The organism is Nonomuraea sp. NPDC050547 (genome assembly GCF_044457345.1).
Lineage (GTDB): Bacteria > Actinomycetota > Actinomycetes > Streptosporangiales > Streptosporangiaceae > Nonomuraea.
Genome location: NZ_JBITGW010000002.1, coordinates 618,007 through 639,815, shown reverse-complemented (window position 1 = coordinate 639,815; position 21,809 = coordinate 618,007). Strand labels below are relative to the sequence as shown.

General features: G+C 69.6%; 24 protein-coding genes and 1 pseudogene. 8 read left to right on the top strand and 17 right to left on the bottom strand.

Features of this window, described 5'->3' with window-relative positions; all coding sequences use genetic code 11:
• Positions 1-12: 12 nt before the first annotated feature.
• The 3 genes from ACIBHY_RS07320 to ACIBHY_RS07310 all read right to left on the bottom strand — a co-directional run bounded on the left by ACIBHY_RS07320 (position 13) and on the right by ACIBHY_RS07310 (position 1,751).
• On the bottom strand, positions 13-642 hold the full coding sequence (locus ACIBHY_RS07320; protein WP_397306213.1) for a DUF1707 domain-containing protein: 630 nt from the start codon (positions 640-642) through the stop codon (positions 13-15).
• A gap of 47 nt (positions 643-689) precedes the next feature.
• The gene (locus ACIBHY_RS07315; protein ID WP_397255343.1) at positions 690-1,007 is read right to left on the bottom strand and encodes a hypothetical protein; all 318 of its coding nucleotides are present in this window, start codon (positions 1,005-1,007) and stop codon (positions 690-692) included.
• Positions 1,008-1,127: 120 nt separating this feature from the next.
• Positions 1,128-1,751 carry a MerR family DNA-binding transcriptional regulator gene (locus tag ACIBHY_RS07310; RefSeq protein WP_397306212.1) on the bottom strand — a complete coding sequence of 208 codons (624 nt, stop codon included), beginning with the start codon at positions 1,749-1,751 and terminating at the stop codon, positions 1,128-1,130.
• Between the two features lie 93 nt (positions 1,752-1,844).
• Here ACIBHY_RS07310 and ACIBHY_RS07305 point away from each other — a divergent pair, with 93 nt between their 5' ends.
• From ACIBHY_RS07305 to ACIBHY_RS07280, 6 genes are all read left to right on the top strand, one after another.
• Complete coding sequence (locus ACIBHY_RS07305; protein ID WP_397306211.1) at positions 1,845-3,608, top strand: ABC transporter ATP-binding protein; 1,764 nt, start codon at positions 1,845-1,847, stop codon at positions 3,606-3,608.
• On the top strand, positions 3,605-5,356 hold the full coding sequence (locus ACIBHY_RS07300; RefSeq protein ID WP_397255337.1) for an ABC transporter ATP-binding protein: 1,752 nt from the start codon (positions 3,605-3,607) through the stop codon (positions 5,354-5,356). Before ACIBHY_RS07305 ends, ACIBHY_RS07300 begins: the two co-directional genes overlap by 4 nt.
• Entirely contained in the window at positions 5,353-6,336 is a 984-nt protein-coding gene (locus ACIBHY_RS07295) for an ABC transporter substrate-binding protein (RefSeq protein ID WP_397255335.1), read from the top strand. The genes ACIBHY_RS07300 and ACIBHY_RS07295 overlap by 4 nt, the downstream gene beginning before the upstream one ends.
• A 53-nt stretch (positions 6,337-6,389) precedes the next feature.
• Positions 6,390-7,349 carry an iron chelate uptake ABC transporter family permease subunit gene (locus ACIBHY_RS07290; RefSeq protein WP_397306210.1) on the top strand — a complete coding sequence of 320 codons (960 nt, stop codon included), beginning with the start codon at positions 6,390-6,392 and terminating at the stop codon, positions 7,347-7,349.
• Between the two features lie 14 nt (positions 7,350-7,363).
• Entirely contained in the window at positions 7,364-8,332 is a 969-nt protein-coding gene (locus tag ACIBHY_RS07285; protein WP_397306209.1) for a FecCD family ABC transporter permease, read from the top strand.
• Positions 8,333-8,494: 162 nt separating this feature from the next.
• Positions 8,495-9,058 carry a hypothetical protein gene (locus tag ACIBHY_RS07280; RefSeq protein WP_397306208.1) on the top strand — a complete coding sequence of 188 codons (564 nt, stop codon included), beginning with the start codon at positions 8,495-8,497 and terminating at the stop codon, positions 9,056-9,058.
• 24 nt (positions 9,059-9,082) lie between these two features.
• Here ACIBHY_RS07280 and ACIBHY_RS07275 read toward each other — a convergent pair whose 3' ends face one another.
• The 3 genes from ACIBHY_RS07275 to ACIBHY_RS07265 all read right to left on the bottom strand — a co-directional run bounded on the left by ACIBHY_RS07275 (position 9,083) and on the right by ACIBHY_RS07265 (position 11,247).
• Positions 9,083-9,481, bottom strand: a complete 399-nt coding sequence (locus tag ACIBHY_RS07275; protein WP_397255327.1) for a DoxX family protein — start codon at positions 9,479-9,481, stop codon at positions 9,083-9,085.
• 531 nt (positions 9,482-10,012) lie between these two features.
• A complete protein-coding gene (locus tag ACIBHY_RS07270; RefSeq protein ID WP_397306207.1) occupies positions 10,013-10,771 on the bottom strand; it encodes an SDR family oxidoreductase in 759 nt (252 codons plus the stop codon).
• Positions 10,768-11,247 (bottom strand): carboxymuconolactone decarboxylase family protein, encoded by a 480-nt coding sequence (locus ACIBHY_RS07265; protein WP_397255320.1) that lies wholly within the window; start codon positions 11,245-11,247, stop codon positions 10,768-10,770. Before ACIBHY_RS07265 ends, ACIBHY_RS07270 begins: the two co-directional genes overlap by 4 nt.
• Positions 11,248-11,449: 202 nt before the next feature.
• On the opposite strand from ACIBHY_RS07265, the gene ACIBHY_RS07260 reads away from it, so the two are divergent.
• Positions 11,450-12,397: an RNA polymerase sigma-70 factor gene (locus tag ACIBHY_RS07260; protein ID WP_397255318.1), complete on the top strand. Its 948-nt coding sequence runs from the start codon at positions 11,450-11,452 to the stop codon at positions 12,395-12,397.
• Positions 12,398-12,452: 55 nt separating this feature from the next.
• Here the strand turns inward: ACIBHY_RS07260 and ACIBHY_RS07255 are convergent, their stop codons facing one another.
• From ACIBHY_RS07255 to ACIBHY_RS07225, 7 genes and pseudogenes are all read right to left on the bottom strand, one after another.
• Entirely contained in the window at positions 12,453-12,824 is a 372-nt protein-coding gene (locus ACIBHY_RS07255) for a hypothetical protein (protein ID WP_397255316.1), read from the bottom strand.
• A 117-nt stretch (positions 12,825-12,941) separates the two neighbouring features.
• On the bottom strand, positions 12,942-13,139 hold the full coding sequence (locus tag ACIBHY_RS07250) for a transposase (protein WP_397306206.1): 198 nt from the start codon (positions 13,137-13,139) through the stop codon (positions 12,942-12,944).
• Between the two features lie 159 nt (positions 13,140-13,298).
• Positions 13,299-13,553, bottom strand: a complete 255-nt coding sequence (locus tag ACIBHY_RS07245) for a hypothetical protein (protein WP_397255312.1) — start codon at positions 13,551-13,553, stop codon at positions 13,299-13,301.
• Between the two features lie 6 nt (positions 13,554-13,559).
• Positions 13,560-13,988, bottom strand: coding sequence for a DUF6192 family protein (locus ACIBHY_RS07240; RefSeq protein WP_397306205.1), 429 nt, complete (start codon positions 13,986-13,988; stop codon positions 13,560-13,562).
• A pseudogene (locus ACIBHY_RS07235) lies at positions 13,951-14,193 on the bottom strand (DUF6192 family protein); the annotation flags it as partial. The pseudogene ACIBHY_RS07235 and the gene ACIBHY_RS07240, both read right to left, overlap by 38 nt.
• Complete coding sequence (locus ACIBHY_RS07230; RefSeq protein WP_397306204.1) at positions 14,105-14,458, bottom strand: DUF6192 family protein; 354 nt, start codon at positions 14,456-14,458, stop codon at positions 14,105-14,107. The pseudogene ACIBHY_RS07235 and the gene ACIBHY_RS07230, both read right to left, overlap by 89 nt.
• Before the next feature lie 599 nt (positions 14,459-15,057).
• On the bottom strand, positions 15,058-15,693 hold the full coding sequence (locus ACIBHY_RS07225) for an alpha-ketoglutarate-dependent dioxygenase AlkB (RefSeq protein ID WP_397306203.1): 636 nt from the start codon (positions 15,691-15,693) through the stop codon (positions 15,058-15,060).
• A gap of 453 nt (positions 15,694-16,146) precedes the next feature.
• Here ACIBHY_RS07225 and ACIBHY_RS07220 point away from each other — a divergent pair, with 453 nt between their 5' ends.
• Positions 16,147-16,878: a hypothetical protein gene (locus tag ACIBHY_RS07220; protein ID WP_397259367.1), complete on the top strand. Its 732-nt coding sequence runs from the start codon at positions 16,147-16,149 to the stop codon at positions 16,876-16,878.
• A gap of 83 nt (positions 16,879-16,961) precedes the next feature.
• Here the strand turns inward: ACIBHY_RS07220 and ACIBHY_RS07215 are convergent, their stop codons facing one another.
• The 4 genes from ACIBHY_RS07215 to ACIBHY_RS07200 form a co-directional block, all read right to left on the bottom strand.
• The gene (locus tag ACIBHY_RS07215; protein ID WP_397306202.1) at positions 16,962-18,407 is read right to left on the bottom strand and encodes an NF041680 family putative transposase; all 1,446 of its coding nucleotides are present in this window, start codon (positions 18,405-18,407) and stop codon (positions 16,962-16,964) included.
• 363 nt (positions 18,408-18,770) lie between these two features.
• On the bottom strand, positions 18,771-20,114 hold the full coding sequence (locus ACIBHY_RS07210; RefSeq protein ID WP_397306251.1) for a transposase: 1,344 nt from the start codon (positions 20,112-20,114) through the stop codon (positions 18,771-18,773).
• Between the two features lie 201 nt (positions 20,115-20,315).
• Positions 20,316-20,816 carry a nuclear transport factor 2 family protein gene (locus ACIBHY_RS07205; protein WP_397306201.1) on the bottom strand — a complete coding sequence of 167 codons (501 nt, stop codon included), beginning with the start codon at positions 20,814-20,816 and terminating at the stop codon, positions 20,316-20,318.
• Positions 20,817-21,343: 527 nt separating this feature from the next.
• Positions 21,344-21,622 carry a hypothetical protein gene (locus tag ACIBHY_RS07200; protein ID WP_397306200.1) on the bottom strand — a complete coding sequence of 93 codons (279 nt, stop codon included), beginning with the start codon at positions 21,620-21,622 and terminating at the stop codon, positions 21,344-21,346.
• Positions 21,623-21,809 lie beyond the last annotated feature (187 nt).

The following is a 21,809-nucleotide window of genomic DNA, read 5'->3' as shown; positions in this document are numbered from 1 at the left end:
AAGCCGTGAGGTTCAATCGCCTGACGCGGGCCCGCGCTGCAGCCACTGCCCGAACGTCCGGCGCGGGGGCCGCACCACCACGCGGCCGTGAACCTTCTGACCGGCCAGCTCCACCCGCAGGGTGACCGGCGCCTCGGGATTCCGCTGGTGCCTGACCTTGCTGTGCACCAGGTGCAGACCGTCGGTGTCGACTACGATGCCCGGCCGCGTGACCAGCGTCAGGGTCTTGCCCGTCATGCTCACGTCGATCCGCAGGGTGTCGTGCGTGATCACCGCGTCGGTGAAGTCGAGCGTGACGGCGCAATAGGTGACGGCGAGCTCCAGCCTGCGCGGCACCACCCAGCGTCCCGTGCGCTCGATCGCCCCGCTGTGGACCTGTTCGATCCGGACCAGGTCCTTGACCTCCGCGACGGCCGCACCGGCCGTGGCCGACACGGGCGGCAGGTCGGCGGTGAGCGGGGTCAGTTCGCTCAGGGTCCGCGCGGACAGGGCGGCCTCCAGGCGCTCGTCCAGCTCGTCCGCGCTCAGCAGCCCTTCCCCCGCCGCGATGCGGAGCACGTCCACCACGCGGTCCCGGTCGGCATGAGAGGCTCGCAGCTCGGGCGTCGGGCGCTTCCCGGTGGGCGGAGTCTCTCTCGGCATGCTTCCATCCTGGTCCTGTCGAGCCGCTGCGCGCGACGCGACCCAGCCTAGCGGGGGCGGCTGTGGGCGGCCTCGGCCAGATCCGTCCACTCCCCGGCCGAGGAGTGGGGCACGACCACCCAGTCCTTCATCTCCCTGCCGTGCCCCGAAGGGTCGAACAGCGACGCCCCGGGCAGCTTGAGCGCGGTCGCGTGCTCGGCGGTATCTCTGACCAGCCGGAACACCATCGCGCCGTCACGTTGCAGGCTCGCGAACACCTTCCCCGCCCGGTCCTTGAGCGCCGGTCTCCCCATCATCCCGGAGATCCGCACGCCCAGATCGGCCAGTTCGGCGCCGACCTGCTCGAAATCCTCTTCCGCGCTCATCGTCAGTCGATCCCCAACTCCATGGCAGCGGCTCTTCCCGGTGATGCGATCGCCTCGGCCCCCGCCTCCCGGCAACACGGCGCTCAGGCTAGTCGTCGCCGGGACCCCGATCAAGGCGGGTCAGGCGTCACCGGAGGTCTGCGGGCCGCGGCTGCGGCGGTAGGACCTCTGGCGGCACGCGGGCGAGCAGTACGTCCGGCGGCGTCCGCGCGCGGGCTGGGCGAAGGGCTCTCCGCAGACGGCGCAGCGATCCGCCGGCACGGCTATTTCGTCACGCGGTGACGGTGTTTCATCACGGGCCGACCGGGCCGCGGCGACGAGATTCTGTGCCGGGACGAGCCCCCGCGGCGTGTGCCTGACCAGTTCGCCGTCGAGATCCGGGCATTCGCCGGCGATGTCGTCGTCCGGGCACAGCAACAGGTGCAGCAGATAGTCCTGCGCGCTGCGCAGGTGCCTGATCCTCTCCTCGATCAGCCCGGCGTGGCGCCTCACCGTGTCCTGCCAGTGCCGGTTCCGGCTGCCCGCGGTGACGACTGACGCCTGTTCGAGCGGCATCGCCCCCGTCACGCAGCACAGGTACGCCAGCCCGATCCGGCGGAGCCCGGTCTCGGTGTAGACCCGGCGCCCGTTGACACGCGGCGGCTCGGGCAGCACCCCCTGGGACTCCCACCATCGCAGCGTCGAGGGGGCGAGGCCGTAGAGGGCGGCCGCCTGGCCGATCGAGACGCCGAGAGGCTCATCCATAGGGCCATTTGACATCAAGTCACCTTCACGTCTCAAGCTGGAAATGAGGTTAGGCATACCTAAGCCACCGTGGTCCCCAGGAGGAACGACGTCTTGAGCACGACAACAGCAGATCCCCCGGCCGCGCTCGCGAAGGCCGGGGCCCTGGCGCGGCTGCTCGCCCCGGTCCGGACGCACCTCGTGGTGTGCGCGATCCTGTCGGCCTTGAGCGCGGCGGCGGGCATCGTGCCGTACATCGCCGTCGCCGAGATCGCGCGCGTCATGCTCGGCGACCCCGCGGGGGCCGCCGCCGCCATCTGGACCTGGGTGGGCGTCGGCGCCGCCGGCGCCGCCCTGTGGCTGCTGCTGCTCGTGCAGTCCTCGCGCGTCGGGCACTACGCGGACGCGGCGATCCTGCACGACCTGCGGGTGCGGATCGTCCGTCACCTCGGCGCGCTGCCGCTGGGCTGGTTCCGCGCCTCGGGCTCCGGCCGGGTCAAGCGGGCGATGACGGGCGATCTGGAGGAGATGCACGAGGTCATCGCGCACGCCCTGGGTCAGCTGACCGGAGCGGTCACGGTGACGGTCGTCGGCGCGGGATACCTGTTCCTCGTCGACGTCCCCATGGCGCTGATCGCGCTGGGCGTGCTGGGACTGATGGCGATCGTCTACCGCGTCTCCATGCGTTCCATGACGACCCACATGAACCGGCTCATCGCCGCCGACGCCCGCATCAGCGCGGCCAGTGTCGAGTACGCCGACGGGATCCAGGTGGTCAAGACGTTCGGCACCGGAGGCCGCGTCCTGCGCCGGTTCGACGACGCCGTGGACGAGCACACTCAGGCGTTCGCCGCGTGGGTCGCCGAGGTGCGCTACAGCTCGGCGACGTCACGGCTGCTCGGCTCGGAGATGGCCGTCCTCGCCGTCGTGACCGCCGCCGGGCTGGCCTTCCTCAGCCACGGGTCGCTCGCCGTCGCCGACCTCGTGGCGTTCCTGGTCGTCGCGGTCGGGCTGCCGAACTCGATCCTCCCGGCCGTGAGCGCCGCCCAGGGCGTACGCAAGGGCCGGATGGGCGCGGCCAACATCGAGCGGCTGCTGTCGCGCCCGCCGCTGCCCGAGCCCGCGCGCCCGGAAAGGCCGCAGGGGCACGGCGTGGAGTTCGACCGCGTCACGTTCTCCTACGACGGGGCGACCAACGCGCTCGACGACGTCAGCGCCGTCTGCCCGCCAGGGCAGGTGACCGCGATCGTGGGCCCGTCCGGCGCGGGCAAGACGACGCTCGCGAGCCTGCTGCCGCGCTTCTACGACGTGACGGACGGCGCGATCCGGATCGGCGGAACCGACGTGCGCTCGATCCCGTCGGCCGAGCTGCTGGCGTCGATGTCGCTGGTGTTCCAGGACGTGGCGCTGCTGCGCGACAGCGTGGCGGAGAACATCCGCATCGGCCGGCCCGGCGCGAGCGACGCCGAGGTTCGCCGGGCGGCCGCCGACGCGCACATCCACGAGGTGGTCGAACGCCTGCCCGAGGGGTACGACACGCTGCTCGACGCGGGCGGCGGCAGCCTGTCGGGCGGCGAGCGCCAGCGGCTGACCATCGCGCGGGCGATCCTGTCCGGGGCGCCGATCGTCGTGCTGGACGAGGCGACGGCCGCGCTCGACGCCGACAGCGAGGCGGCGGTCCAGGACGCGCTGGCCACCCTGGCGATCGGCAAGACGGTGATCGTGATCGCCCACCGGCTGCACACGATCGCCGGCGCCGGCCAGATCCTCGTGCTCGACAGGGGACGGCTGGCCGAGCGCGGCAACCACGACGACCTGCTCGCGAGCGGCGGCCTGTACGCCAGGATGTGGGCCGCGCAGGAAGGGGCCCTCGCATGATCCGGCGGCTGTACCGGCTGTGGCCGGAGCCGAAACTGCTGGCCCGCCTGTGGCTGCTCACCGCCGCGCAGGCCGTCCTGCAAGGTCTGCTGCTCGGTCTGCTCGTCCCGATCCTGGACGCCGTCGTACGGCCGGAGCCCGACCTCACCGCGGCCACCCCCTGGCTCGTGCTCGGCGCGATCGGCGCGGTGGCGTACGCGGTGCTGAGCGTCATCGCCACCCCCGTCGGGTTCGCGGCGTCGGGCGCGCTGGCGGCGCAACTGCGGCGAGGGCTGATGCGGCACGTGAGCGCGCTGCCGCTGGGGTGGTTCACCGCCGAGCACAAGGCGCGGCTCGCCCGGGGCGTGACCGCGGACGTCGGCGACTCCGCGCACCTGGCCGTGACCGTCGCCGGTCCCGCGATCACCTCGACGCTGCTGCCCGCGACGATCGTCGCCGTGACGTTCGCCGTCGACTGGCGGATGGCGCTGCTGTTGTGCGCGATCGCGCTCGTCGCCTTCTGGGCGCTACGGCGTGCCGCGCGCATCGCCGAGATCGCCGAGATCGAGCTGGAACGGGCGTCGGCCGGGGTCGCCGGCCGGGCGATCGAGCTCGGTCAGGCCCAGCCGGTCCTGCGCGCGGCCGGGTACGCCGACGGCACGCCCAGGATGCGCGCGGCGCTCGTGGACCACCGCGAGACCTACCGTGACGGCATGCGCCGCGCCCGCCGGCCGTTCTTCGTCTACACCGGCGTGATCATGGGCGGCTTCGTCGCGGTGCTCGCGCTGGCGGCCGAGCTGGTGCTCAGCGAGCGTGTCTCGGTCCCCGAGGCGATCGCGCTGCTGGTGCTCGCCGCCCGTTTCCTGGAGCCGCTCGGCAACCTCATCGACCTCATCGGGGCGCTGCGCGCGATGACGAACAAGATCACACGCATCGAGGAGCTGCTGGCCACGCCCGCGCTGCCCGTGCCGGCCCGCCCGGTGCGCGGCATCGAGGCGGCCGACGTCGAGCTCTCGCGCGTCAGCTTCACCTACCCGGGCGGCCAGGCCCCCGCGTTGCGCGAGGTGTCGCTGCGCTGCCGGCCGGGCACCACCACCGCGCTGGTCGGCCCCTCGGGCTCGGGGAAGACGACGGTGACCCGGCTCATCGCCCGGTTCTTCGACGTCGACTCGGGACACGTGCGCGTCGGTGGCGTCGACGTCCGCGACCTCGATCCGGGCGCCCTGCTCGACGAGATCGCCATCGTCTTCCAGGACGTCTACCTGTTCGACGACACCATCGAGAACAACCTGCGCCTGGCGCACCCGGAGGCGACCTGGCACGAGCTGGAGGAGGCGGCCGCCGCGGCACGGCTCGACGAGGTGGTCGAGCGGCTGCCCGACGGCTGGCGTACCCGTGTGGGCGAGGCCGGCGCCCAGCTGTCGGGCGGCGAACGCCAGCGCGTCGCGATCGCGCGGGCGATACTCAAGCGGGCGCGCATCGTGCTCGTCGACGAGGCCAGCTCCGCGCTCGACCCCGAGAACGAGGCCGCGATCACCCAGGCCATCGCCAACCTCGGCGACGACCCCGGCCGCACGGTGATCGTGATCGCCCACCGCCCCGCGACCCTGGCCGCGGCCGATCATGTGGTCTCGCTCGACGAAGGCCGCGTCACCGAGACCGGCACGCCCTCGGAACTGCTGCGCACGGGCGGGGCGTTCGCGCGGCTGTCCCGGCAGTACGAGCGGGCACGGCACTGGCGCATCGCCCAGAAGGGACACCCGTCGTGAGGACGCGCCTGCCGGCCATCGTGCTCGCGGTGGCGCTCTCGCTCGCCGCCTGCGGCACCGCCTCGCCTTCCGCGCCCGAACCGGCCCGTGGAACGGTGACCGTGACGTCCGCGAACGGCGAGGTCACCGTACCCGTCACCGATTCCCGGATCTGGGCGCTGGACTACCAGACCGCGCTCAACCTGCTGGCGCTGGGCGTCGTCCCGGCGCACGCCGGGAAGTACGGCTACGACACCGACCCGTTCGTGTCCGCCGCCTACACGATCTTGACCAAGGCCGGGGTCGAGCTGGTCGAGCCCGGCAAGGCCGAACTCGTCGCCGCCGCCGGGCCGGAGCTCGTCGTCGGCCTGCCGAACACCGGCAGCGACACGATCGTCCCGCAACTGCGCGAGATCGCGCCGGTCGTGATCCTGCCCGGCCTGCCCGTGCTGGAGGACACGCTCGGCACCCTCGGCGCGATCACGGGACACCAGGCCGAGGCCGCCGCGGTGGCGCGGCGTCTCACAACGGCACGCACCGATCTGGCGCGCCGCGTCAAGGGCTCGGAGTTCGCGGGCGCCGCCGTATCGGCGCTGTCGGCGTGCGGCGAGAACACCTTCTGCGTGTACGGCAACGCGCGCGGCTTCGGCCCGATCCTGACCGAACTGGGCCTGAGGCGTCCCGCCCGGCAGGCGCTCAAGGGCAACGAGTGGGGATACGAGAACCTCTCGCCGGAGAACCTCGGCGAGCACAAGGCCGAGATCATCGTCGCGTTCGCCGGCTCGGTCTCCTTCGGGGCTCCGTCTCCGCTGGAGAACCGGCTGCTCGACACCTCGGGATCGCGGACCGGCGAGGTGGACTTCTCCGCGTGGTTCGGAGTCGGCCCGCTGAACCAGGTCTGGGTGCTCCGCGACCTCGACGCGCTGCTCTTCGGCGACGGGCGGGTGGCCGGCGCGGCGGACGGGCCGGCGCTGTGGGCCCAGGTCACCGGCGCCTCATGAGCCCAGGTCCGGCACGGTCCCGGGCGGCACGGGTGTTGTGGCTGGTTTTGGCCGTGTTCGCGCTGGTGGTTGTGGCGATCCTGAGTGTCGCCGTCGGGGCCAGGCCGATCGACGTCGCGGCGATCGCCGGCGCGCTCACCGGTTTCGACGGGTCGGGCGACCACCACATCGTGCGTGACCTCCGTCTTCCGCGCACGGCCGCCGGGCTGCTGGCCGGCGCCGCGCTCGGCGCGTCGGGCGCGCTGATCCAGGCGTTGACCCGCAATCCGCTCGCCGACCCCGGACTGCTCGGTGTGAACGCCGGGGCGGCGCTGTCCGTCGCGATCGGGATCGCCGTGTTCGGGGCCGGCTCGGCCGGCGGGTACCTGTGGTTCGCCTTCGCCGGCGCGCTGGCCGCGACGCTCGGCGTCTATCTGATCGGGTCGGCGGGGAAGGGAGCCGCCGATCCGATCCGGCTCACGCTCGCCGGTGTCGCGATGGGCGCGGTGCTGGTGGGCGTCACCTCGGCGATGATGCTGCTTCAGCCTCGCGTCTTCGACCACATGCGCGGCTGGAACGCGGGCACGCTCGCGGGCCGCGGCCCGGACGTGCTGCTCCCCACGCTGCCCTTCGTGGCCGCGGGCCTGCTGCTGGCCCTCGTGGCCGCTCGATCGCTGAACGGCGTCGCCCTCGGCGACGAGGTCGCCTCCTCCCTCGGGGTGGCGGTCGGGCGCACGCGGGCCCTCGTGATCGTCGCGGTGACGCTGCTGGCCGGTTCGGCGACCGCGATCGCGGGCCCGATCGCGTTCGCCGGCCTGATGACGCCCCACGTCGCGCGGTGGATCACCGGTCCCGACCAGCGATGGATCCTCCTGCACACGATCGTCCTCACGCCGATCCTGCTCCTGGTGGCCGACGTGATCGGCAGGGTCGTGACCGCACCCGGCGAGGTGCCCGTCGGCATCGTCACCGCCTTCGTCGGCGCGCCCGTGCTCGTCGTCCTGGCCCGGCGCGCGAGGGCGAGCCGGCTGTGACCGAGGTGCGAGCCATGGCCGTGAACCTGTCGCTCCTGCTGCTGTGCGGCGCGGTCGTCCTATGGTCGCTGACCACGGGTGATCTCCGGCTCGGCATCGACGAGGTCGCCGCCGCCCTGACCGGAGGGGAGGACCGCGTCACCCGTACGGTCGTGCTCACGTGGCGCCTGCCCCGCGCGGTGGCGGCCATCGTCTTCGGCGCCGGGCTGGGCGTGGCGGGCGCGGTCTTTCAGTCGCTGACCAGGAATCCGCTGGCCGGCCCTGACGTCATCGGATTCTCCAGCGGGGCCTACACCGGCGCGCTGATAGTGATCATCGGCGCCGGCGGCGGCTACCTCGACGTGGCCGCGGGCGCGCTGGCCGGCGGCCTGGCCACCGCCGTCGTGGTCTATCTGCTCGCCTTCCGCCGGGGCGTCCAAGGGTTCCGGCTCATCGTCGTCGGCATCGGAGTCTCCGCGCTCCTCACCGCGGCCAATACCTGGATGCTCCTGCGCGCGCAACTGGAGACCGCCATCGCGGGGGCGGTCTGGGGCGCCGGATCGCTGAACGGCATCGGCTGGGACCGCGCCGCTCCGGCCTGCCTCGCGACCCTCGCCCTGCTGATCGTTCTCAGCCGGTTCCAGCCGTCCCTGCGCATCTTGGAGATGGGCGCCGACACCGCGCGGGCCCTCGGCGTCCGCGTCGAAGGCAGCCGCCTCGCCCTTCTGCTCACCGCTGTCGTGATCACCGCCGCCGTCACCGCCGCGGCCGGGCCGATCGCCTTCATCGCCCTGGCCGCACCACAGATCGCCCGCCGCCTCATCCGCGGCCCCGGAGTCACCCTGAGCGCCTCGGCGCTGACGGGAGCGCTGCTGCTGGCGCTCGCCGATCACGCGGCCCAGCACCTGATGCCGCGGGTTCTCCCGGTCGGCGTCGTCACCGTGATCGCCGGTGGCGGCTACCTGGTGTGGCTGCTGATCCGCGAACAGCGCCGCCGTTCCTGATCGCCCAAGACCGCCTGGGCCTTCAAAACGCCGACCGAATTCTCGATGAAGTCCGAACCTTTATCGCGCGGCTGCCATCCAACCCTAGGAAAGATCCACATGAGAAGGGGGCTGATATACGTGCGGATCGCATGGGTGATAGCCGGAGCAGCGGTTACTGGAATGCTCACGAGTCAGGCGGCGGTGGCCGAAAGCCGGTCGATTCCGAAAGACTTCCTGCTTTACGAGAAGCAGGCGCGCCAGGACGTCAAGAACAAGCACTGGTATGTCAACGAGGGCGAGGGACGCGAACTGGCCGAGGTCAACAACATTCAGTGCTCCAACGCCAGGCTCAAAGGCTGGGCCGACCGGCGTGACATCACTTTCAACCCGAAGAACGACGGCAACGAGAAAACCCACTCCTCGCGCGGCGAGCAGGTCTTCCTCTTCGCCGGCATTCCCGGGGCAGAGAAGATGATCAAGCAGATGCGCGAGCGGATGGCGCGATGCGAGGGCGTCAAGGTCGTCCTGGCGGCGATCGGCGACGGGGCGGTGGGCGGATCGCGCACGGTCAGGCAGGCGGGCGCGGTCACGCAGGTCCAGAAGTTCGTGGCGGTCCGCAAGGGTGCCGCGGTCGCGCTGTACTGGGACCTGCGCAACGACGCCAAGGCCCTGCGCACCCTCGCCCAGCACGGCGAGGACGCCGAGCGGATGGCCGCCAAGCTCTGCCGGATCGGCGGCTGCTGAACCGCACCGCGGGCGGCAAACGGCCTAGCGCGCCGGCAGCCTCCTGCCCTCCGGCCTGAAATGCCACGACACTGTCGCGAGAAGGAGAAGAAAGAGCGCCGGAAGCAGCTGATACCAGGCGTCGCCCGTGGCGATGTGCGAGAACATCCCTCCGGTGAACAGAAAGAACATGCCCGCGTACGCCCACTCCTTGAGCAGCGGATATTTGGGGAGCAGAATAGCCAGCGCTCCCAGGAGCTTCCACCCGCCCAGGAGGGTGAGAATGTAGACGGGATAACCCAGTTCCACGATCCCCCAGGCATAGGGAGGCGCCAGCGCCTCCCTGCCCTCGATCCTCAGAATCTGCTGAACTCCCGAACCGACGAGCCCCGATGCGAGCACAAGGGTGGAAACCCAGTAAACGATCCTTCGTGTCTTCGCCATATCGCATCGACTCCTCGCCGCTTTTGTTCGTGACTACCCGCGTCACGCTAGGGCGAGTCGATCGGCCGGCGCTTCTCGATTCCTGATCGATGCGACCGGTCGAGTCGCATTTCGGCGAAGACGGCTTCGATCACCCGGTCCACGGAGTCGCGGATCAGTGGTTCCCGGGTGATCAGGAGCTTGAGGTACAGCGGATCCGACAGGATCGCCCTCGCCAGGTCGAGGCCGGGTGCCAGGTGCCCGCTGGTAGCGGGTGGCCTTCAGCCGGGCGACGATCTTGCCCGCCCGCGTCGTGATGAAGCGTTCGTTGAGCGCCGCGGTGGCCTTCGCCGGACTCGCCGCAGTGGCGTTCACCGGGCTGGTCGTGGCGGCCGTCGCCGCCGGCCGCACCCTGAGATGCCGACGTTTCGGCATGAAACGCGGGTCAACGGAGGGAGAACGGCATGCGATCTCACCAACTCCTCCTCGCGTTCGCGCTGACGGCGGGCCTGGTCATGACCGGCCTGGAGCCCCCGCCAGGACCGCGCCCGCTCAGGGCAGGCCGCCGAGCCACTCCCGGAAGGCCGGACCCGCGAGCCTGGCGTGCGGGCCGGGCAGGAACCCGCCCTCGGCGGCGATCTCGGCATCGGGCATGCCCGAGCCGTCGACGCCGACGACCTTGATGTTCCGGCGGGCGCCGAGGAGGGCGGCCGCCTCCGAGAGGATCTCCCTCCGGGGCCCGGCGATCTCGGGGATCGGCGTTCCCCGAGCGATCTCGCCGGGGTCGAGGGCCAGACCGGTCAGGTCCTCGGCCACGGTACGGCAGGCCACGAGCTGGGAGGGCAGGGCCGGGATGTAGGCGACGTCGCCCTGCCGCCAGTCCAGAAGCTGACCGACGAACTCGTGGAACTGCGCCGCCCGCAGCACACGGACGGGGAGCGGCCCGGACAGCAGATACTCCTCGTGCGCCTTCTTGGCGGCGAGAAACCCGGCGGTGGCCCTGCCGACCCCGATGATGGACGCCACGGTGATCCGGGCGACCCCCGCATCCTGCCCGTACGCGTGCAGGTTCCGGGCCGACGCACGGAAGAACTCCGTCGCCGCCTCCTGATCGGAGGTGTGCCACGAGGCGACGTCGACGATGACGTCCACTCCGGTGAGCGCCCCGGCCAGGCCCTCACCGGTGACGAGGTCCACGCCGGTGGCTCGTGACATCGGCACGACCTGGTGCCCCCGTTCGGTGAGGACGTCCACGACGTGGCGTCCCAGCCGCCCGGTCGCCCCTGCGACCGCGCACGTGGTGATGCTCATGCCGGGCTCCCTTCCCGGTCGCTGTAGTTCTGGCCCGGGGGCATGCCGGGGATCGGCTTGGCGATGAGCGCGGCCGGGGTGAAGAAGCCGATATGGGCGATCGCCATGATCAGCGTCCAGAGCGCCTTGTCGTCGTAGTGCGCGGACGCCTTGGCATACAGCTCGTCGGGAACGCGCTCCCCGGACGGGTTCGGGGTCAGGACCGCCTCCACCAGCTCCAGCGCGACCCGTTCCGCGCCGGTGAACAGGGTGGCGTCCCGCCAGGTCGCCACGGCGGTGATGCGCTCCTCCGGCTCCCCTGCCCGGCGCAGGTTGCCGGTTTCCCTGATGGTGAAGTAGGTACTGCCGAGCATCTGACCGGCCCGCAACTGCAGCAGGTGGATGGTGGCCTGCGGAACCGAGCCGTTCTCGATGACCTTGTGCAGGCCCGCGCCGACCTCCGCCATCTCGGGAACGAAGGGGAGTGGGTTGGGCATGCGTGAACGGAGTTCGGTCGTCTCGGGTGTGGACATGATGAGGTGTTCCCTTCTTGTCGTGCCTCCTGGCGAACACGAGACGCCCGCGCCCCCGGCCCCGTAACGGACGAGGCCATGTGACATAGACCACCGATCGTGGGTGTTACACGGGGGTGGGGAGCGGCGTCCTGTGCGTGGGGCAGTACTGGGAAGGGAGCCGGGGATGAGTGATCACAGCGAGCGGCGGACGGAGGCGGCCGGGCCGTTCGATCCCGGCGGCCGTGCGGAGTCCGTGGACACGGCCACCGAGGCGTTCGTGACCCACCGCAACCTGCTGTTCACCGTCGCCTACGAGATGCTCGGTTCGGCCACCGACGCCGAAGACGTCCTGCAGGAGACCTGGCTGCGATGGGTGGACGTCGATCTCGCCACCGTGCGGGAGCGGCGCGCGTACCTGGTGCGGATCGTCACCCGGCAGGCACTGGACCGCCTGCGTACGCTCGGCCGGCGCAGGGAGTCCTACGTCGGGCCGTGGCTGCCGGAGCCGTTGCTGACCGCGCCCGACGTGGCCGAGGACGTCGAACTGGCCGAGAGCGTCTCGATCGCGATGCTGCTGGTGCTGGAGACGCTCCAGCCGGTCGAGCGGGCCGTGTTCGTGCTGCGTGAGGTGTTCGACCTGGACTACGACGAGATCGCCGAAGCCGTCGGCAGGAGCCCTGCCGCGGTCCGCCAGCTCGCCTACCGGGCACGGGCGCACGTCGCCGCACGCCGTCCACGTGGCATCGTCTCCCCGGCCGAGACCCGCGCCGCGCTCCACGCCTTCCAGCGAGCGGTCGAAACCGGCGAGCTGCAGAGCCTGCTCGATGTCCTCGCGCCGGACGTCGTCGCCCTGAGCGACGGCGGCGGCGTCAAGCACGCCCTGCTACGTCCCATCGTGGGGGCCGCCGGCGTCGCCCGCCTGCTGGCCGTCGGCTGGTGGAAACACGACGGCGAAAGATCGGTCGAGGTGGTGCAGATCAACGGCGGCCCGGGGCTGCTCGTCCGGATCGACGGCGAGATCGACGGCGTGGTGGCGGTGCGCATGGAGAACGGCCACGTCACCGGCGCCTACCACGTCCGCAACCCCGACAAACTGTCCCGCGTAGAACAAGAAACCGTCATAAGCCGCTGAAACCCCGAACCGCCCGCCACGCCCCGACGGCAAGGAGAATCCCTGAGCCAACCCGTCACAGCGCCTTCGACACAGGGTGCTCGCGTTCGATCCGGTAGTCATCCACGAAAGCGAAGAACAGCTCCATCGGATTCACGTTCGCCGCTTCGGCCTCACGCTGGATCTCGACCGCCCAGCCAAGAGAACTATGTCGTCCAAGCTTCGTCCACAGCCACTCGGCGAAGGGACCACTCGGCCAGAAGTCGACTTGCTCGGTGACGCCGTGAACCTTGACGGCGACCTGATACCCGATCAAGACGGAGCCCAGGTCCTCGAGCGAGCGCACCCACGTCCCCGGACGGAGCCGAACCTCCTCAAGGAAATCGAAGACATCACTCAGCTCACCAAGTTCCCGCGGCCTGCGCTTCACCGCCTCAGCCTCTGACATGGGCCGAGCCTATCGGCGATCACGTCAGCCACCAGTCATCAACCGACGCACCCAACCAGCACGATCACCTTACGGAAGGACCGACGACCAGGTCCGAGCGCGTCGCCATCATCATCGTTATCGAACATTCTCAATAACTTGCCAGGTGCAGCCGTTGGCCACCAGGTAGCGGATCGCGTCGACGATGTCGCGGCGCCGGTGCTTTTCCGGCCTGCCACTGCTGGGGGTCTGGCAGGCCGGAACCGGCAGCAGGCGTTCCAGCAGCGCCCATTCGGCCGCGCTGGTGTCGGAGGGGTAGCGGCGCCGTCGCATCATCGGCGCCTCAGCTGCCGACGGGGGCGGTGCCGTTGGCCAGTATGTCCAGGGTGGAGACCATGCTGGAGGCCTGGGCCAGCACGAATTTGGCCCACTTGTCGTCGGGATACTTCATCGCGTGCGGAGTGATCGTCCCGTCCAGCAGGCGGCTGATCCGGGTCAGCGCGGTGGCGAACTGGCCTTTTCGTAGGAGATCCAGTCAGCGGGGTCGGTGGGAAAGCGGTAACCGTCCCTGACTGTATAGATCAACGGAGTCAGGTGCTCGCGCGCGGCGACCTCTTTGATCCACAAGATGCCCTTGAGGACCTGGTAGGGGCTCAGCCCGGCCGGGCGGGCTTCGACTAGCGCCATCCTGACGCGTTCACCGCAGACGTTCTTGGGCAGCCTGACCTGCCCGCGGCCGGAGGAGGTCATCGCCGCTCACTCGCCTCGCAACAGCGCGGCCAAGCCCTCGTCCATGCTGAGGTTGCCGGTGTCCAGCGCGGTCTCGATCCAGTCGGTCGCGCCGCGCACCCGGGCCAGGTTGGCGTGCACCCGCTCGACCTCTTCGGGCGTGAAGCTCTGGTCGCGGAGCAAGGGACCACCCTGCCCGCGGCCGCCACGAACGCCGCGCAGGCGACCACCACAGGCGATGTACTTTTGTTGGTGACGAACGCTCTGGCGGGCGTGCTCGATCGCCGAGCGGGTCTGGCGGGGCACCTCCTGTCGCCGCTCGTTGGGCGACGCGGTGCGAGCGGTCGACCTGGGCGCGGTTGACCAGGTGCGTGGCGGTGCTGTCTTCGACGAACCGGGCCACCACGGTGGGCTGGCGCAGCAGGTCGGTAGCCACCTGGGCGGCGACCTGCCCATCGGCCAGCAGGTCCGGCACCTTGTTGACCTTCTCCTGCTCCGACACCGGGTGGTTGACCCGCTGGCCGACTACGCGTCTGGCGGCGTCCTGGGTCCAGCGCCGGCGGCCGCTGCGCTCATGCAGAGGCCGGATGGAGGATCCGCGCGTAGCGTTCGGCCTCGTCCTGGATGGCGGCCAACGCCTTATGCACGCTGTAGGAGACATCGTCCTGGCGATGCGGCTTGGGCCAGCGGGAGGCGACCCACCGGTGGTTCAGCAGGGTGCTCACCGTGATGTCGAGGTCCTCAGCGTAGAGCGCCAGCGAGTCACGTACCGACATCCAGTCCGCGTCCGGGCTGGCCTGTCCGCCGTGCGGGTTCATCGGCTCGATTTCCAGCGCGTAGTCGCCCAGGCGAAGCTGGATCTGGCCTTGGGCCGCGATCTGCTTCAGGCCGTCGGCGACCAGCTCGTCATAGCGCTCGCGGGTCAACCTTCCCACCATGGTGCTCCTCGCGTCCCTCCTCGCTCCAGCGCCTCAACCGGCCACTAGCGCGAAGTTTCCACCTCACCACAGTGCGTGACAATACCCTGGAAAGAGAGTTCTCGCCGCCCCGCCATACTCGGACAATGCGTGATCAACGATCCGACGAGAAGGCCGTCACAGTGACGCCTTCCTCATCGGCTCTGCGGCGTCGCCACCCCCGCGTCCGACACGCGGCCGAGAAGTAGATCGTCCCCACCGGATGATCCACGCCCTCAACCCAGAATCCCGCGCACTCCCGGCAGACCACCCGCCGCGCCGGCGACGGGTCCCGGATCGCCTCAACCCGACGCCGAGTGCGCACCCGCAACCACCGCTGTCGAGCTCGACATTGGTCCGAACAGAAACGGGCATCCCGCCGCATCCACCCTGGTAACGACGTCCCGCAGGTCGGGCAGTAACGCTCTTCCCCGACCGTCACACCCCCACACTGACGCGACGCTCACCATGGCCACCAGTCCGGACAGCGCCACATCCTGCTCCCAGCGTTCCGGGCTTATAGCCGCCGTCGAGGCTACGCGATCACTTCCAGGTTCGGCGACCCGCTCTCAGATGGGAGGCGATATCACCGTCCGGAACGTCACTGACACACGTCGTCCACGAGCGACCCGTCCAGTAGGGCCTGGATCGCTCTTGCGAGCCGCGATGCTGTGACGCCAGGCGTATCGGGCGGGTCCCGTCATGACACAGAGGCTGCCCGGGGCAAGACCTACCGAGACCTTTTTCTTCTCCGCGGAGTGGGTGAAGTCCATAAGACAAGGAGAGCCCAGGGATACGGCAGCGACGACTGGGCCAAAGCATGGCACGCAGTCGACGTGAGGGCTGATGCCTTGCCCGGGCTGATAGTCGTTGACGATCACCTGGTCTGCTTCCTGATCCATGATTCCTTCGCGGACCAGGCGTGCAGCCAGCTCTCCTGCCCAGGATGGCAGTGCTGGGGCGGTTGCGCTCGCGGAGTTCCGAGCCATGCCACGTCGGACGTAGTCGTAGTGATGGCCGTAATGCTGTACCCGACGCCGCAAATGTGTCGACCAGCTGGTGGCGTCAATGATCAACAGCAGGGACTCACAGGCTGGTGGAGCCAGCCAATCGGGGATGTATCGCAAGCCTGGGACCGAATCTGAAGGCTGCTCCGCTACGCCATCGCCGGGAACTAAGAACAGTTGATCGAAGGAATCGGACATGCCACGACAATAGCCAGCACCACCCTGACGGGATCCCCGATCATCCAAAACTCCGGTTGCCGGCAGCCGGACCGGCACAACCCCGAGATCAAAAGCTTGGGAACAGGCTCTAAGCTTGTTCTTTATCCACCAAACCGTTGCGCTCGTCTGGACAACGAACAACGCCTTTGGGTGGTCGACCTGCTCAGCTCCCTGTTGCGAGGTCTTGTGGTTCGATTCGTTTGAGCGACGCGCTCACCCGCACGAGCCCACCCCTGCGACCGATTCAACCCCGGGTGGTCCAGTCGACGCGTATTCACCCGAAACAACACCCAAGCGGTACGATGCGAACACCGAACCGGGCAGCTGGCCGTACCAGCAGCACCAGCGGGCAGGACTTCTCCGTCAGGGGGCGTGGCCGTACCGCGCCCACCAGCGGTTTCCCACGTACCTCACGTTGATGGAGAACCCGTCATGACCTCTGCCGTCCCTCGCGCCTTCCACTGCGAGCACACCCGCGCCAAGAGCAGGGTGTACGCCCTCGTCGAGCGCTCTCGCCAGCCCGCGACCCTGCATGCCGTACTGACCTGCACCGACCCCGCCCTCGCTCAGCACGCCGCCTACCTTCTCTCCTCGGTGCTGGAGAACGGCCTGGGCCCCGCCGCCCGCGCTGAGTCGGAGCGGATCGCAGCGGCTCTGCCCGACGCGCCCGCCGCCTCCTTCCGACGCACGCTGGCCGATGTCGTGAACGGGACCTGGGCCGACACCCCCGAACTCGCCGCCACGTGGGAGTCCCTGCGGCGCGGCCGCCGCGACTCGGCCGGCCTCGGTGGCGACCTTGAGAGCCGCACACCGCACGACGCCCGCCTCGACGCCTTCCCAGGGCCGGTCGTACGCACGATCAGCCTGCTGGAGGTGCACGTCCACGACCCCGCTCGCCTTCTCGCGGCGGCCACCGCGACGGGCTGGAGGCCGTTCGACGCCGAGGACCTCGACGAGGACGACAGACAGGACGTCGTCGGAGCCGTCATGCACTTCGTCAACGGCCCGGAGTTCCTGCCCGGCGCCGACCAGCTGATGGAAGCCATGCAGGCACAGCTGCTGCGCGTCGACAGGGGCGATGAGGTGAGCGACTGGAGCACCATGCCCGTGACGGCGAGGTTCGACACGGGAACGAGGTCCGACCCCGACAACCGGGCCGACTGATCGCTACCTCACAGGCACGTCGGCGCGGCCGAGCACGAAATCGACTCGGCTGCGCCGGGATGTTCACACGCCTAACTTCTTCTTCATTGTCCGGATTGTTGTAGTGCTGCGAGAGTACGGCCGCGTTTGACGGTCTTGCCGACGCCGTAGCGGGGCGCGGGGCGGCGGTTGGGGACGCCGGGTGGGCGCCCCGGGCCGGGTCTGGAGGGTTTGGGTGCGCTGGCAGGTTGGGCGAGGAGCGGGCGGAGGTTCCGAAACCCGCGCCGGACGCGGGCGGGTGTGAGCTGGCCGCGCGGGACGGGTCTCACCCAGGGGTGGCGCAGGTCCTCGATCAGGTGGCGGCCGAGGCGTAGCTGAGTGTGGGCAATGACGAGCAGCCAGGTCCAGCGGTCGGCTGCCTGGGTGGCGCGAAGCTTGGGCCGAATCCAGCCGAGGGTTTGCTTCCAAAAGCGATAGGTGTGTTCCAGGTCGAATCTGCGCAGGAACGCCTGCCAGCATCGATCCACGCCCGTGCTGGTGACTCCGGTCTTGGAGGACCAGAGCCAGACTGGCGGAGCGTCACGGTCACCGGGCAGGTGCTCGACTTTCAGGCGGATCAGGGTGCCCTCGATGAGCGGCAGCGCACCCTCGTGGTCGAGCCAGGCGCGGTGGAGCCGGGGGTGGATCCGGTCCCAGGCGCGGGTTTCGGCCTTGCCGTAGTGGGTGGTGTCGGTGAGCGTGCTCACCGCGGGTTCGGGCCAGGTGGCGGGGTCGGCCAGGGCGAACTCGCCACCATGCTTGGGCGGGCACCCACCGCGGGGGTGGGCTAGCAGGAACTCCTCGCGTGAGGGTGCCGAGCGGCGCATCACCCGGTCGGAGCGGATACGGCCCAGCAGTTCGACGGGCAGGTCGCGCAGGACGTAGGCCAGGCGTGTGATGTCGTAGCCGGCATCGGTCACGATCAGCACGTCCGGGTTCCCGGTGCGCCATTGACCGGCGGTGATCAGTCGCTCGATGACGCCGCGGAGCTGGTTGGCGGTGACGGCGGTGGCGTCGTCGGCCGGCCCTAGCCGCACCACGTCCAGCGGCGCCGTCCACGAGGTGCGGCCCATCTCCAGCGCCGCCACGAAGGAGTAGGGCCAGCCCGGGATGAACTGCGAGGCGCTCTTGGCCCGGCCGTACACGTGACAGAACAGCCGCTCGGCCGAGCAAGGTGCGTCCGAGCGCAGCCACGGAGACACATCCACCGCCAGCACGATCCGCCCGTCCGGCCAGCGCGGCAACGGCAGCCCGGCCAGCACCTCACGGAGCTGTGCCACGTCAATCCGGCCGTGGTTGAGCGCGCCGTATAAGGCGCCATGCCCGCGCCGGTACTCCGGCGACAAGGTCAGATCTACCGGCGAGCGCACCGGCCCCGGCTCGCACAACAGCGCATCAGCCAGCTCGAACAACGCATCGGCTCGCGCCTTGAGGCAGGCGTAGACGTCGTTGCGGAAGCGGGACAGCTCCTTGGAGGACTCGACACCAGCGGCATCGTTCAGCAGACTCACCCTCACGGCCTTGTAGTGATCAGCAGCCACTCGACACCGCACATGATCACTCAAGGCCGTCTTGCTGTCCGCGAAACGATCAAACCCTGCCCAGCACAACAATCCGGAGGACAAAGAACAAGCTAAGCTTGTCGTTTAACCCCTGATCTTCGCGTTTGGGACTTCATAGACATGCCGGGCTGTGACTGAGCGTAGCCAGTCAGGTGGAGCGGCGGGGTTTGGTGCCTTTGCGGTGGTGAGCTGGGCGTTTGTAGAGCTCGCCGGTGACCAGGAGCAGGCCGACCCCGTGGCGAGGTGTGGGCCGGTTCTTGGAGCCGGGTGGTCGTCCACGGCCGGGGCTGGAGGGTTTGGGCGCACGGGCGATCAGCGGTGTCTTCGTGCGCAGGTTCCGAAACCCCCGGCCAACCCCGAGCCGGGGTCAGTCTGGTCTCCATCAGAGGCTTCTCCCAAAGGCGGCGGAGATCGTGTACCAGGCCGCGGGCCAGGCGGAGCTGGGTGTGGACGGCCAGGATGAGCCAGGTCCAGGTGTCGGCGGCGCGTGGGTTGCGCAGGCGGGGCTTGGTCCAGCCGAAGGTCTGCTGGAGCAACCTGAAGGTGTGCTCCAGGTCGAATCTCCGCAGGAACGCCTGCCAGAGCCGGTCGACGTCGGCTTCGGTGACGGCGGTGCCCGACCACCACAGCCACAGCGGCTTGGGGTCGCGGCGGAAGGTAGGTGGTCGACCTGGAGCCGGATAACGGGGCCCTCGATGAGGGGCAGGTCGCCGGGGAGTCCTGCCAGGCGGCCCGGTGGGTCAGGATGGGGTGCAGCCGGTCCCAGGCCATCGCGGTCGCGCTGCCGTATCGGGTGGTGTCGGTGACGGTTTGTGCGTGAGGATCGCCCCAGGTGGCGGGGTGGCCGAAGACGAACTCGGCGCCGTGCTTGGGGTAGCGGCCGCCATAGGGGTGGGCCCGGTCGAACTCTTCGCGGGAGGGAGCTAGGCGGCGCATCACCCGATCGGAGCGCATCCGACCGAGGATCTCCACGGGCAGGTCGGCCAGCAGGAACGCCAGGCGGGGAACGTCGTAGCCGGCGTCCAGGACGATGAGGATGGCGGGTTCGCCGTCGGTGTACTGGTCCGCTTCGATCAGGCGCTCGACGACCTGGCGCAGTTGGTCGGCGCTGACCTGCGCCAGGTCGGCGCCGGGCTCCAGACGGCTCGCATCCAGCAGCGCGGTCCAGGAGGTGCGACCGATCTCCAAAGCGGCGACGATGGAGTACGGCCAGCCGGGGATCATCTGGTGCTTGGTCTTCTCGCTGCGGCCGTAGGTGTGGCAGAACGACCGGTCCGGGCTGGTCGCGGCGTCTGGTCGCAGCCAGGGGCTGACGTCGGCGGCCAGCACGATCCGCCCGTCGGCAGCGCGTGGTAACGGCTGCGCGGCCAGCGACCGGCGCAAGCGGCCGATCTCGATGCGGCCGTGGTTGGCCCCGTCATACAGGGCACCGTGGCCACGCCGGTGCTCCGGCGCCAATGCCGGGTCCACCAGCGTCTTGACTGGCCCGTCGGTGCACAGCACAGCCTCGGCCAGCTCGAACAGCTCATCGGCGCCCGCGGTCAGGCATTGGTAGAACTCCTGGCGGAAGCCCGACAGCGTGGTCAGGCCGCCCTGGTCGGAGCCGGTAGCGGGGCTATCCGCTCGACTTGCCGTCACGCGTGCCAGAGTGGACATCGCGGTCACCGCCTCGCCTCGGAGACTTTGCACGAGCCCGAAGATGAGACGGTGACCCTCCCACGTCACGGCGACACACCGTATCGCGATAGCCACAATCCGCTATGCGCGATACGTTACCTGAGCTGCCGGATGCGGCAAACGCGAAGATCGGGCGAGACGCTCAGGGAGTGGTGAACCCCTCTGGATCGCCCGTCCTGGTCACGTGTCATCGCTATCGGGCTGACAAGCCTCAGCGATGGCCTGGGGATCCCAGTAGAACGGACGACACTCCAGCATGCGTCCATCCCGCACGGTGATCAGTTGCACGATCAAGGTGTCGACTTGTTTGCCGGTGGATCGGGCCCGAAACCGCACCCGATTCCGCACGACGACGGTGTTCGCATCCCCCCAATGCTCCTGCTCCAGGAACTCCATCGACTCCCAGACCTCACTGAAGACGGCCAGAAATCGCTCCATCTCCTCATGTCCACGCCAGATCCCGGTCCCGGTGAACGGCAGTCCTGGAGCCTGGTGAAGCACCACCTCCGGGTCCAGCAGAGCAGCTACGGGTTCATAGCCGGCCTCACCGAAACCACCCGCAGCCACGTACGCGGCCTCGGCCGCGTAAAACCTCTCCATCACCGTCCACGCGTCCGCAGCTCGCGGCGACCTTGACTGATCCTCGCCGACCTGGACCTCTGACGTCCTTATCGTGCTCATGATCCGAGTGTTTCGGGCATCCCGGATCCCTGCTGGCGTGAATCGGACCTCTCGCTCCCCCTGGGTCTTAGGACTCCGCGCACCACGAAGGATGATGACGATCACAGCTGGCCGACGAGAGGTTAACCGACAAGCTAAGCGACACGGCGAGACGCCAGGCCGTGTCCGTCTCAGTCCTTGCGCCCTCGTCGACCAGGCGCTGCACTCGGGCCAGCGCTTCGCGCACGGCTTCGAGGGTGGGCCGGCCGGGCAGGTCGCCCATGGCCTGCCGGCTCACGTCATTCACGCCTTCGGCCGCCACGCGCACGGGGTGAAGCGCGGCGATGACGTCGAGGCGGGTGGGTGCCCTCCATGCAGGTCACCGTACACACATATCGAATGTGCGTTCGATAGGTTTCGATGATGTGGGCGGGCACCGCGATAGCCGAGCGCCCACCTCGATTGCATCAGGGGCGGGCACTCGCTAGCCAGGCCCAGTCACGGTACGCCTCATCCCGCCGGGACCACCAGAACCACAGTGATGGGCATTACCAGTTGATCCACATCCACAGCTGCCATTGGGGGACACTCCCAGCGACGAACCTGCACTCGTAGGGGTGGACGGATCGGCGACCGTCCCTGTGGCATGCGCGCTCACCGAAGATGTCGGGGTAATACCACCCGTTGTAGCTCCAGTGCCCTGCGGCGCTGCTCGACGGGGCGGTGGCCGGCACCGCGGCGGCCGGTGCCGAGCCCAGCAGGGCGGGGCCGGCGGCGATGGTGAAGGCCGTCCCCGCGAGGGCGAGACCGCGTTTCCAGATGGACATGAGTTCTCCGATCGTCTTTCCCGGTCACACCGTCTTGTGTCACCAGGTCCATGGCCGTGAGGCTCGCAGGCCGCGCTCACCGCGGCCTCACTGGCTCAGGGGGTGCCCTATGGACCCCTCCAGGGTCCCGGAGGGCGTGATCGAAGTCGGACTTGACCGACGTCAAAAGAGCCCGTCCCCACTGGGG

Bases quoted from the DNA above. Each gene is read 5' to 3' on its own strand.
- ACIBHY_RS07320 (WP_397306213.1), bottom strand. From the start codon at position 642: ATGCCGAGAGAGACTCCGCCCACCGGGAAGCGCCCGACGCCCGAGCTG.
- ACIBHY_RS07315 (WP_397255343.1), bottom strand. From the start codon at position 1,007: ATGAGCGCGGAAGAGGATTTCGAGCAGGTCGGCGCCGAACTGGCCGAT.
- ACIBHY_RS07310 (WP_397306212.1), bottom strand. From the start codon at position 1,751: ATGGATGAGCCTCTCGGCGTCTCGATCGGCCAGGCGGCCGCCCTCTAC.
- ACIBHY_RS07300 (WP_397255337.1), top strand. From the start codon at position 3,605: ATGATCCGGCGGCTGTACCGGCTGTGGCCGGAGCCGAAACTGCTGGCC.
- ACIBHY_RS07285 (WP_397306209.1), top strand. From the start codon at position 7,364: ATGGCCGTGAACCTGTCGCTCCTGCTGCTGTGCGGCGCGGTCGTCCTA.
- ACIBHY_RS07280 (WP_397306208.1), top strand. From the start codon at position 8,495: ATGCTCACGAGTCAGGCGGCGGTGGCCGAAAGCCGGTCGATTCCGAAA.
- ACIBHY_RS07275 (WP_397255327.1), bottom strand. From the start codon at position 9,481: ATGGCGAAGACACGAAGGATCGTTTACTGGGTTTCCACCCTTGTGCTC.
- ACIBHY_RS07270 (WP_397306207.1), bottom strand. From the start codon at position 10,771: ATGAGCATCACCACGTGCGCGGTCGCAGGGGCGACCGGGCGGCTGGGA.
- ACIBHY_RS07265 (WP_397255320.1), bottom strand. From the start codon at position 11,247: ATGCCCAACCCACTCCCCTTCGTTCCCGAGATGGCGGAGGTCGGCGCG.
- ACIBHY_RS07260 (WP_397255318.1), top strand. From the start codon at position 11,450: ATGAGTGATCACAGCGAGCGGCGGACGGAGGCGGCCGGGCCGTTCGAT.
- ACIBHY_RS07255 (WP_397255316.1), bottom strand. From the start codon at position 12,824: ATGTCAGAGGCTGAGGCGGTGAAGCGCAGGCCGCGGGAACTTGGTGAG.
- ACIBHY_RS07250 (WP_397306206.1), bottom strand. From the start codon at position 13,139: ATGATGCGACGGCGCCGCTACCCCTCCGACACCAGCGCGGCCGAATGG.
- ACIBHY_RS07245 (WP_397255312.1), bottom strand. From the start codon at position 13,553: ATGACCTCCTCCGGCCGCGGGCAGGTCAGGCTGCCCAAGAACGTCTGC.
- ACIBHY_RS07240 (WP_397306205.1), bottom strand. From the start codon at position 13,988: ATGGGCAGGTCGCCGCCCAGGTGGCTACCGACCTGCTGCGCCAGCCCA.
- ACIBHY_RS07225 (WP_397306203.1), bottom strand. From the start codon at position 15,693: ATGTCCGATTCCTTCGATCAACTGTTCTTAGTTCCCGGCGATGGCGTA.
- ACIBHY_RS07220 (WP_397259367.1), top strand. From the start codon at position 16,147: ATGACCTCTGCCGTCCCTCGCGCCTTCCACTGCGAGCACACCCGCGCC.
- ACIBHY_RS07210 (WP_397306251.1), bottom strand. From the start codon at position 20,114: ATGTCCACTCTGGCACGCGTGACGGCAAGTCGAGCGGATAGCCCCGCT.
- ACIBHY_RS07205 (WP_397306201.1), bottom strand. From the start codon at position 20,816: ATGAGCACGATAAGGACGTCAGAGGTCCAGGTCGGCGAGGATCAGTCA.
- ACIBHY_RS07200 (WP_397306200.1), bottom strand. From the start codon at position 21,622: ATGTCCATCTGGAAACGCGGTCTCGCCCTCGCGGGGACGGCCTTCACC.